General features: G+C 31.7%; 6 protein-coding genes and 1 pseudogene. 5 read left to right on the top strand and 2 right to left on the bottom strand.

Features of this window, described 5'->3' with window-relative positions:
* The 5 genes from ACIQ2I_RS06265 to ACIQ2I_RS06245 all read left to right on the top strand — a co-directional run.
* Nucleotides 1–743: tetratricopeptide repeat protein (locus ACIQ2I_RS06265; protein ID WP_396181580.1), on the top strand; the 743-nt coding region annotated here is incomplete at its 5' end.
* An 83-nt stretch (nt 744–826) separates the two neighbouring features.
* Nucleotides 827–2,575 carry a TonB-dependent receptor gene (locus tag ACIQ2I_RS06260; protein ID WP_396181579.1) on the top strand — a complete coding sequence of 583 codons (1,749 nt, stop codon included), beginning with the start codon at nt 827–829 and terminating at the stop codon, nt 2,573–2,575.
* Between the two features lie 51 nt (nt 2,576–2,626).
* The gene (locus ACIQ2I_RS06255) at nt 2,627–3,079 is read left to right on the top strand and encodes a hypothetical protein (RefSeq protein WP_396181578.1); all 453 of its coding nucleotides are present in this window, start codon (nt 2,627–2,629) and stop codon (nt 3,077–3,079) included.
* 284 nt (nt 3,080–3,363) lie between these two features.
* Nucleotides 3,364–5,307 carry a DNA topoisomerase (ATP-hydrolyzing) subunit B gene (gene gyrB / locus ACIQ2I_RS06250; RefSeq protein ID WP_396181577.1) on the top strand — a complete coding sequence of 648 codons (1,944 nt, stop codon included), beginning with the start codon at nt 3,364–3,366 and terminating at the stop codon, nt 5,305–5,307.
* Entirely contained in the window at nt 5,308–6,318 is a 1,011-nt protein-coding gene (locus ACIQ2I_RS06245; RefSeq protein WP_396181576.1) for a DUF6588 family protein, read from the top strand. It abuts the gene before it with no gap.
* Nucleotides 6,319–6,360: 42 nt separating this feature from the next.
* On the opposite strand, the gene ACIQ2I_RS06240 is transcribed toward ACIQ2I_RS06245, so the two are convergent.
* Both ACIQ2I_RS06240 and ACIQ2I_RS06235 read right to left on the bottom strand, forming a co-directional pair.
* Nucleotides 6,361–7,083 carry a TIGR00730 family Rossman fold protein gene (locus ACIQ2I_RS06240; protein WP_396181575.1) on the bottom strand — a complete coding sequence of 241 codons (723 nt, stop codon included), beginning with the start codon at nt 7,081–7,083 and terminating at the stop codon, nt 6,361–6,363.
* A gap of 30 nt (nt 7,084–7,113) precedes the next feature.
* Nucleotides 7,114–8,303, bottom strand: a pseudogene (locus ACIQ2I_RS06235) (excinuclease ABC subunit UvrA); the annotation flags it as partial.

Below are 8,303 nucleotides of genomic sequence, written 5' to 3'. Positions count from 1 at the left end.
CTTTAAAAGTTCATTTTTACTTGGCTCAATTGTATTTTGCAGATGCATTAGAAAAAAACGCAATTCCTCATTACGAGTCTGTAATTGCGCAAGCTAGAAACGAATTTACAGAACAAGCTTTGGTTAGATTATCTGAAATTTATCTGAAAGATAAAAATTGCGACTTAGCGATTGAAGTTTTAAAACGATTAGAATCAGCTGCGGAATATCCGCAAAACACAACTTTTGCACAAGCTAACTTAATGAAGTGTTATTATGAAAAACAAGATTTTACTAATTCAGAATTGTATTCAGATAAGGTGTTAAATAATCAAAAAATAGATGATAATATTAAAAGTGATGCACAAATAATTGTAGCACGTTCAGCAATAAAAACCAATAACGACGAAAAAGCAAAAGAAGCTTACGCTAAATTACAAAAAATAGCAAAAGGTGAATTGGCAGCAGAAGCATTATATTATGACGCCTATTTTAATCATAAAGAACAAAAATTTGAAGCATCAAATATATTGGTTGAAAAATATTCAAGTACCTATTCAGGTTATAAATATTTTGGGGCAAAAAGTTTGGTTTTGATGGCAAAAAACTATTACGGTTTAAACGATAGTTTTCAAGCTACTGAAATTTTACAAAGTATCATCGATAATTTCACCGAATTCCCAGATGTAGTTTCAGAATGTCAAGCAGAATTAGAAACAATAAAAGCCGAAGAAGCAAAAACGAATTCGTCAGTTACGAAGTAAGGGCTAAGTAAAAAGTAAAAAGAATCAAAAATTACAAACCTAGCGAAAACCTTAGCGTCTTAGCGGTTAAATAAAACAAATATATGAAGAAGTTAATTATTAATATCATCGTCCTTTCAGCTTTTCAAGTTGGTTTTTCACAAAAGAAAGACGAAAACATTGGAAGTGAAGTGGTAAATATTGTAAAACCATATACACCAACCATTTCTGATGCATTTAAAATAAAACAATCACCAGCTGTGGAACAAGAAATAGTGGAGCCAAAAATTCCAATAAAATTTCAAATTTTTTCATTTCCAGTAGCCTCAACATTTATTCCTTCTAAAGGAAAAGCGGCTGACGTGGATAAAGAAACACAAGAAAAAGGTTTTTCTAATTATGTTTCTTTAGGCGCTGGAAATTATGGAACAGCAAATGCAGAGGTGTTTTTAACGCACCAATTGAGTAAAACCGATTATGTAGGCGGATTACTACAACATCTATCCTCTCAAGGTGGTATTGGTGGCGTAATTTTAGATAATAATTTTTACACAAATGCATTGGACGCAACTTACGGAAGCAAAGCCAGAAAAATTAGCTGGAATGCCGATTTAGGAATTAAAAATCAAGGCATCAATTGGTATGGTTTACCAAATTATTCTTTTTTTGATACCTCTGTGGTTAATAAAATTGATGAAAAACAAGTCTACAATACTCTTGCTATTGGTGGAAAAATGACCTTAAAAGACAGTTTTTTTAAGCAAGCTTCTTTACAGTTCAAACGTTTTTCGGATGCTTATGGCTCAGCTGAAAACAGGTTTTTTGTGAAACCAAATTTTGATTTTAAAGTAGCTGATCAAAAAGTGAAAACTGATTTTGTTTTGGATTATGTAGGCGGAAGTTTTGATAGAAGGTTAATGCAAATGAATTCGGCGTACAATTATTCTTCATTGAATTTAGGTTTTAGTCCAAGTATTTTATACCAACAAGATGATTTGTCAGTTGAAATTGGTGCCAAAGTTTTTTATGCTAAGTCTATAATAGATCAAGAAAACAATAACAAAATATACTTTTATCCAAAAGTAAAAGCGTCTTACAAATTAGTAGGTGATATTTTATTGGCTTATGCAGGAGTAGAAGGAAATTTACAACAAAATTCGTATGCGGATTTCGTAGATGAAAACCCATTTGTTTCGCCAACGTTATTTATTGCTCCAACTAATAATAAATATGATTTGTATGTTGGTTTAAAAGGAAAATTAGCCAATGCAGTAGCATTTAATGTGAAAACCTCTTATTTAAATCAAGATAATAAAGCATTATTTGCAGCAAATTATTTTGACCTTTTATCAACAAACACAAATGGATATGCTTTTGGGAATTCATTTAATGTGGTTTATGATGACTTGAAAACATTGTCCGTATTTGGAGAATTAAAAGCAGATTTTACAAAAAATATTACTTTTGGAATTAACGGAACATTTAATACGTTTACAACAACTACTCAAAATGAAGCTTGGAATTTACCAAAACTTCAAGTTGCAAGTTTTATAGATGTTGAAATAAATGAAAAATGGTATGCAGGTGCCAAACTATTTTTTATTGGAGAACGTCAGGATATGATAAGTGTACAAAATGACGCAGCAGTTTTTCCATTTATTTTAGATAAAAGTGTGGTAACATTAGATAGTTATTTTGATTTGAATGCACATGTGGGCTATAAATTCAGTAAAAGATTAAATTTCTTTTTAAAAGGAAATAATTTAGCCAATCAGCAATATAACCGTTGGGCAAATTTTCCTGTACAGGGTTTGCAAATTTTAGGGGGTGCGAGTTATAAATTTGATTTTTAATCGTTAAAAATGATTTCGAATGATTAAATTAAGTGTCCAATAAATTATCAAATGCCAAACTTCAAGCAAAAAATACTTTCACATTACCAATTATTACTTCAAGATAAAATAGATATTTATCAAGATTTAATTCATTCTTTAACTGAAGATGCGCAAAATGATGCCAAATCTTCGGCAGGTGACAAGCACGAAACTACGTTATCAAAATTACATATCGAACAAGAAAAAATTGCCAATAAACTAAAAGAAGCATTAGAACAACAATTCATTTTATCTAAATTAGACATCACGCAGGTTTCCAACAATGTAGTGTTAGGCAGTTTGGTTAAAACCAATCATTTAACTGTTTTTGTTTGTACTGCTTTACCTAAAATAACAGTCGATAATCAACCTGTTTTTGCCATTTCTCCACAATCTCCTCTAGGTGTGCAATTGATGCATAAAAAGGTACAAGCTGAGTTTTTAGTAAATCAGGTGAATTATAAAATTTTGGAAATTCTGTAAGTTTTGACTTTATTTTTCTCATTTTGGTAAACTTTAGTATTTTCTTCATTTTTACAAACCTCTTATTTTGCGTTTTAAGACGCTTTTTTATTTTTAACTATTTTTTGATTGGATTAAAAACATCAAAATAGCATTTTTGATGTTTTTTAGCGCATTTCAGCCATGATTTCAGAAATTAACAAATGTTGATAACTTAAGGTGTTTTGCAGCTGTTTTAGCTTGGCTTTTTTTAATCCATTCGTTATATTTGTTTGTTATAAAAATGTTTATTTAACACAATTATTATGAGTGAAGAAAATAAAAAAGGTAGTTATTCAGCCGATAGCATACAAGCATTAGAAGGAATGGAGCATGTAAGAATGCGTCCATCTATGTATATTGGAGATGTTGGCGTTCGAGGACTACATCATTTAGTTTATGAAGTTGTAGATAACTCAATTGATGAGGCAATGGGTGGCCATTGTGATACGATTCGGGTTGATATTAATGAAGATGGTTCTATTTCGGTAGAAGATAATGGACGTGGAATTCCAGTTGGTATTCACAAAAAAGAAGGCGTTTCGGCATTAGAGGTTGTAATGACTAAAATTGGTGCTGGAGGAAAATTCGATAAAGATTCCTATAAAGTTTCTGGTGGATTGCACGGTGTTGGGGTTTCTGTAGTAAATGCTTTGTCTAATCATTTAAGAGCAACTGTTCATAGTAGTGATGGAAAAGTATACGAACAAGAATATGAAAAAGGAAAAGCACTTTATCCTGTTAAACAAATTGGAGAAACCACAAAAAGAGGTACGATAGTAACTTTTTATCCAGACCCATCAATATTTACTCAAACAATAGAATATTCTTACGATACTTTATCAGCGCGTATGCGAGAATTATCTTACCTTAACAAAGGAATTACAATTACTTTTACCGATAAAAGAGAATTTGATAAGGACGGAAATTTTGTTTGTGAAATTTTTCATTCAGATGAAGGTTTAAAAGAATACATTCGTTACTTAGATGGAAACCGCGAGCCAATTATTTCGCATGTAATCTCTATGGATAATGAAAAAGGAGAAATTCCAGTTGAGGTGGCGTTAATTTACAACACCAGTTATACCGAAAATATTTTTTCTTACGTAAATAATATCAATACACATGAAGGAGGAACGCACTTGCAAGGTTTCAGAACAGGCTTAACAAGGTCGTTAAAGAAATATGCAGATGCCTCTGGAATGTTAGACAAACTAAAGTTTGATATTTCTGGAGATGACTTCCGTGAAGGATTAACAGCAATTATTTCTGTAAAAGTTGCAGAACCACAATTTGAAGGACAAACCAAAACTAAATTGGGAAACAGAGAAGTAGTTTCGCCTGTAAGTCAAGCTGTTGGTGATATGATTGAAAACTATTTGGAAGAAAATCCAAATGATGCTCGTATCATCGTTCAAAAAGTTATTCTTGCAGCTCAAGCGCGTCATGCAGCCAAAAAAGCACGTGAAATGGTACAACGTAAAACCGTTATGGGCGGTGGCGGATTACCAGGAAAATTATCAGATTGTTCTGAGCAAGATCCTGAAAAATGTGAGATTTACTTAGTAGAGGGAGACTCTGCTGGTGGAACCGCAAAACAAGGTCGCGATAGATTTTTTCAAGCTATTTTGCCATTGAGAGGTAAAATTTTGAATGTGGAAAAAGCGATGCAACATAAGGTTTTTGAAAACGAAGAGATTAGAAATATCTTTACTGCTTTAGGCGTTACAGTTGGAACAGAAGAAGATAGTAAAGCTTTGAATATATCAAAATTACGTTACCATAAAGTAGTTATTATGTGTGATGCCGATGTCGATGGTTCTCACATTTCTACCTTAATTCTTACTTTTTTCTTTAGGTATATGAAGGAATTAATTGAAGGCGGCCACGTTTATATAGCAGCGCCACCTTTATATCAGGTTAAAAAAGGAAATAAAAAACAATATGCTTGGAACGATGACCAACGTGATAGAATTTCTATGGAAATGGGTGGAAGTACAAGTATTCAACGTTATAAAGGTCTTGGAGAGATGAATGCAGAACAATTGTGGGAAACTACAATGAATCCTGAATTTAGAACTTTCCGCCAAATAACTATTGATAATTTAGGCGAAGCAGATCGTGTTTTCTCTATGTTAATGGGTGATGAAGTACCACCTCGTAGAGAATTTATTGAGAAAAATGCAGCTTATGCTAAAATAGATGCTTAATTGAAAAAGTTAAGTACTTTATCAGTTCTATTTATTTTTGGATTTTCAAATCTTGGATCTGCACAAACAACTTCACAATTTGAGCAAATAGGGTATCTTTTAGAAGATGCCCTATTGTATTCAAAGCAATATTTAATTCCAGCAACGGATGCAGCGGTATATCAAGCTTCATCAGCTTGGATGAACTCGGCTAAGAAGAAAGAAAATTGGGAAATTAATATAGGAATTCATGGAAATATGTTTTTTGTTCCAAAATCGGATAGAAGTTTTACAATTGCAAATTCTGATTTTAAATTTTTAAAATTAGAAGGAACTGAAACATCAGCTGTAGTTCCAACAGCTATTGGAAATGATGATACTTATTATTTAGTAGGTGATTTAGACGGGCAACAAGTTCGGTTAAAAACACCAAAAGGTGTAAATCAAGAAACTATAAACTATCCTTATTTAGATGTTTCAATTGCTTTGCCAAGTGGGACAGAGCTTACAGGTCGTTTTTCTACTAAAACCAATTTAAAACGCGGCTATTATCAGGTGTATGGTGTTGGTTTAAAGCACAATATCAGTCAATATTTTCCGAGTTTAGAACCAAAAAATATTCATATTTCTGCCATGTCATTTTATTCTAAAGAAGACATTAGTTTTGATTTTTTAGATGTGAATACTTCATATGGAAATTTAGGTATAAATAATTTAAATGGAATTGTAGATACATTTCATTATCAATTAGCTGTGTCTAAAGAAATTAAAAAATTTGAAATTTTAGGAAGTTTTATTGTCAATAGCAGTATGTTTAATTACGTTGTTAGTGGTGAAAAAGGAGCAATTGAAGAGGTGTTTCCTGCTCAAAAAATAATCAACCAATTGCTAGATACAATTGAAAAAAGAAAAACCAATTATATTGGAGAAATTGCCGTAAATTATAGTTTGAATAAATTTAATTTTATAAGTGCCTTTGCTTTTGGTAAGTTTTTTAATTATAATTTAGGTATTTCTTATAAAATAAATTAAAAAAGTCCCATCCAAAAGATAGGACTTTTTTCAAATATTTGATTAGAAGTTAGGCGACAATTCGTATTTTTTATAGAAATTGTCTAATGCTTCCACAACCTCATCTTCGTTATCTACAATTTTAAATAATTTTAAATCTTCTGCAGCCGCATTTTTAAATTTGTCTATCATAACAGATTGAATCCAATCCATTAAACCAGACCAAAATTCAGTTCCCACCAAAATAATTGGAAATTTAGCTATTTTTTTAGTTTGAATTAACGTAATGGCTTCAAACATTTCGTCTAATGTTCCAAAACCTCCGGGCATTACTACAAAACCTTGGGAATATTTAACAAACATTACTTTTCTAACAAAAAAGTAATCGAAATTTAAGTTTTTATCTCGGTCAATATAAGGATTATAATGTTGCTCAAAAGGCAAATCAATATTTAAGCCTACAGATGTTCCTCCGCCAAGGTGTGCGCCTTTGTTTCCAGCTTCCATAATACCAGGTCCGCCACCAGTAATGACTCCGTATCCAGCTTTTGAAATTTTATAAGCTATTTTTTCGGCAAGTAAATAATATTTATCATCTGGTTTTGTTCTTGCCGAACCAAAAATAGAGACACAAGGACCTATTCTTCCCATAGTTTCGTATCCATTTACAAATTCTGACATGATTTTAAAAATTGCCCAAGAATCGTTTGTTCTTACTTCATTCCAAGTTTTTTGTTTTAATTTGTCTTGGATTCTTTCTTCTTCATTTTGATATATTCCACTCATATTTTTAATTTTTTAATTTAAAAAGGTTATCTAAGATAATTCTTTTTTCAAAAACTGTGCAGTATAACTTTTATTATTTTTCATAATTTCTTCTGGCGTGCCTTTACACAATACTTCTCCGCCACCTTTTCCGCCTTCTAAGCCAATATCTATAATATAATCGGCTAGTTTTATTACATCTAAATTATGTTCAATAATTAGAACGGTATTTCCTTTATCTACCAATTTGTTAATCACATCCATTAAAATGCGAATGTCTTCAAAATGTAAACCAGTTGTAGGCTCATCTAAAATATAAAACGTGTTTCCAGTATCTTTTTTAGATAATTCTCCAGCTAATTTTATTCGTTGTGCTTCTCCACCAGAAAGTGTGGTGCTTTGTTGTCCTAATGTAATATATCCCAAACCAACATCTTGTATTGTTTTTACTTTTCGATATATTTTAGGAATCATTTCAAAGAAATCAACTGCTTCATCAACCGTCATATTCAAAACATCTGAAATAGATTTCCCTTTGAAACGAATTTCTAAGGTTTCTCTGTTAAAACGTTTTCCTTGACAGGTTTCACATTCAACATATACATCAGGTAAAAAACTCATTTCAATGGTTCTTACACCAGAACCTTCGCAGGTTTCGCAACGTCCACCTTTTACATTAAAGCTGAAACGTCCTGGTTTGTAACCACGAATTTGTGATTCAGCTGTCAATGTAAACAAACTTCTTATTTCCGAAAAAACATCGGTGTAAGTTGCTGGGTTACTTCGTGGTGTTCTACCAATCGGACTTTGATCAATGTCAATAACCTTATCTAAATGTTCTAATCCTTCAATTTTTTTAAAAGGTTGAGGTTTTTTAACAGCATTATAAAAATGAGTATTTAAAATAGGGTAGAGCGTTTCATTTATTAAGGTGGATTTCCCGCTTCCAGAAACGCCAGAAACACAAATTAATTGCCCTAAAGGAATTTCAATAGAAACATTTTTTAAGTTATTTCCAGTTGCACCAATTAGTTTTAAAAATTTTCCGTTTCCTTTTCTACGCGTTTTTGGTACTTCAATTTTCATTTTACCATTCAAGTATTGCGCAGTAATTGTATTTTCTTTTAATAATTCAGCCGGCGTGCCTTGGCTAATAATTTGTCCGCCATATTTTCCTGCTTTCGGACCTATATCTATAACATGATCGGCACGAACTATCATATCTTTGTCGTGTTCTACAA

This window comes from Flavobacterium sp. (genome assembly GCF_044368995.1).
GTDB lineage: Bacteria > Bacteroidota > Bacteroidia > Flavobacteriales > Flavobacteriaceae > Flavobacterium.
The sequence above is the reverse complement of the archived record's forward strand: the minus strand, read 5'-3'. Positions and strand labels throughout refer to the sequence as shown.